We start from the raw sequence: 1,792 nt of genomic DNA, 5'->3' as shown, positions 1-1,792 counted from the left end.
CTCGAGCTGCCCGGCCTCATGGAAGCGCAGCGCGGCGGCCGCGACCAGCGCCAGCAGCGCGGCCGCCGCGATGCCGCTGACCACCCGGGTGATGGCCCGGGCCCGGGGGCTGGGCGAGCCGAACAAGATCTCTTCCAGCGGGCGGCTCATCGCAGTATCCGCAGCTTCTTTTCCAGGGCGGCACCGGCCCAGCCGATGAGCAGCCCGGTGACCACGTACATGGCCGCCGCCAGCGCGAACGCGGCCATGCCGGCGGCGGAGTCGGTGGCGATCTTGGACACGAGCGCGGTGAGTTCACGGCCTGGCAGCGGCACCTGCGACGCCAGCGAGGTGGACAGCATCAGCGCGATGAGCAGCGAGGTCATTGGTTGCACCACCGCGCGCAGCGCCTGCGGCAGCACCACCGAGACGATGACGCGCAGCGGCCGCATGCCCAGGCTGAGGGCGGCCTCGATCTGGCCGCCGGCGACGGTGTTGATGCCCGTGCGCAGGTAGTCGGCCGTGAAGGCGGAGCAGATCAGCGCCAGGGTCAGGATCACGCTGTGCTCGTAGTCGATCAGGACGTTGAGGTCGGGCAGCGCGAACACGATGAAGATCAGCAGCGCCACGCCGGGGATGTTGCGGAAGACCTCGACGTAGAGGGTCAGGGCCCAGCGCAGCGGTGGCAGCGGAAAGAGCCGCAGCACCGTCACCACCACGCCCAGCACGAAGCCGGGCACGAACGAGACGAGCGTGAGCTTCCAGGTCAGAAAAAGGGCCTGCCCGAAGGCAGGCCCATAGTCGGTGAGGAGCCTGGCGACCTCGTCCATTGATCAGGGGAGGGCGGGCGGCGTCGGGACGTCGGTGTTGCCGGTGCGCTGGCCGATGGAGATCGTCCACAGTTTGGCCCAGGTGCCGTCGGCCTGCAGTTGCTTGAGGAAGGCGTTGATGAAGGCCACGCCGTCCGAACCCTTGGGCAGGCCGATGCCGTAGGGGTCCTGGGCGCCGAAGGGGGCACCCGCCAGCTTCGCGTCGCCGCTGCCGAGGCTCAGGGCGTTGAGCAGCAGCGTGTGGTCGGTGACGTAGGCGTCCACGCGCCCCTGGCGCAGGGCGTCGAGGGCTTCCTGGTGCGTCTGGAACTCCTGCACGATCGCCTTGGGCGCGAACTGCGCCAGGATCGCCGGGCCCGTGGAGCCGGCCTGCGTGGCGGCCTTCTTGCCGGCCAGGTCGTTGTACGACTGGATGGTCTTGTTGTTCGCCTTGACCAGCACCCCGGCCTGCGAGGTGTAGTACGGGCCGGCGAACGAGATCTTCTCGGCGCGCGCGGGGGTGATGGAGTAGGTGGCGAGGACCATGTCCACCTGGTCGTTGATGAGCACCTGCTCGCGCGTGGACGAGGTCACCTGCGTGAACTGGAACTTGGCGGCATCGCCCAGGATGTAGCGGGTGATGAGTTGGGCCAGGCCGGCGTCGAAGCCGCGCAGCCGGTTGTCCTTCTCGTTGAGCAGCGAGAACAGGTTGGAGGTTTGCGTGCCGCCCAGGCGCAAGGTGCCGGCCTGCTTGATCTTGCTGGCCCAGGTGCTGGCGGCGATGGCGTCCGCGCTGGCGACGGGGCCCTGCGCCACCAGCGCGTCAAACGCGGCGGCGTTGATGGGCGTGCCCTGGGCAAAAAGCGATCCGCCGGTGACGAGCGCCAGCGCCGTCAGGGTGGATTTCAGAAAGGATGTGATCGACATGCGTGCCTCTGCTCTCGGATGGTGTGCTACAGAAATCAATATAGCGCAGTTCGGGGCGGGCTTCACGCATGCGCGGC

At 68.5% G+C, this 1,792-nt stretch carries 2 protein-coding genes and 1 pseudogene; all 3 read right to left on the bottom strand.

Annotated features, from left to right (window positions below; all coding sequences use genetic code 11):
- Positions 1 to 150, bottom strand: a pseudogene (locus PHQ87_RS16080) (amino acid ABC transporter permease); the annotation flags it as partial.
- Positions 147 to 809, bottom strand: a complete 663-nt coding sequence (locus PHQ87_RS14630; protein WP_300235913.1) for an ABC transporter permease subunit — start codon at positions 807 to 809, stop codon at positions 147 to 149. The pseudogene PHQ87_RS16080 and the gene PHQ87_RS14630, both read right to left, overlap by 4 nt.
- Before the next feature lie 3 nt (positions 810 to 812).
- Positions 813 to 1,715 carry a glutamate ABC transporter substrate-binding protein gene (locus tag PHQ87_RS14625; protein WP_300235910.1) on the bottom strand — a complete coding sequence of 301 codons (903 nt, stop codon included), beginning with the start codon at positions 1,713 to 1,715 and terminating at the stop codon, positions 813 to 815.
- Positions 1,716 to 1,792: the final 77 nt, after the last annotated feature.

Origin of the sequence: Hydrogenophaga sp., assembly GCF_028698005.1 — a bacterium.
Classification (GTDB): Bacteria; Pseudomonadota; Gammaproteobacteria; order Burkholderiales; family Burkholderiaceae_C; genus Hydrogenophaga.
This window is presented reverse-complemented; position numbering and strand designations above follow the sequence as displayed.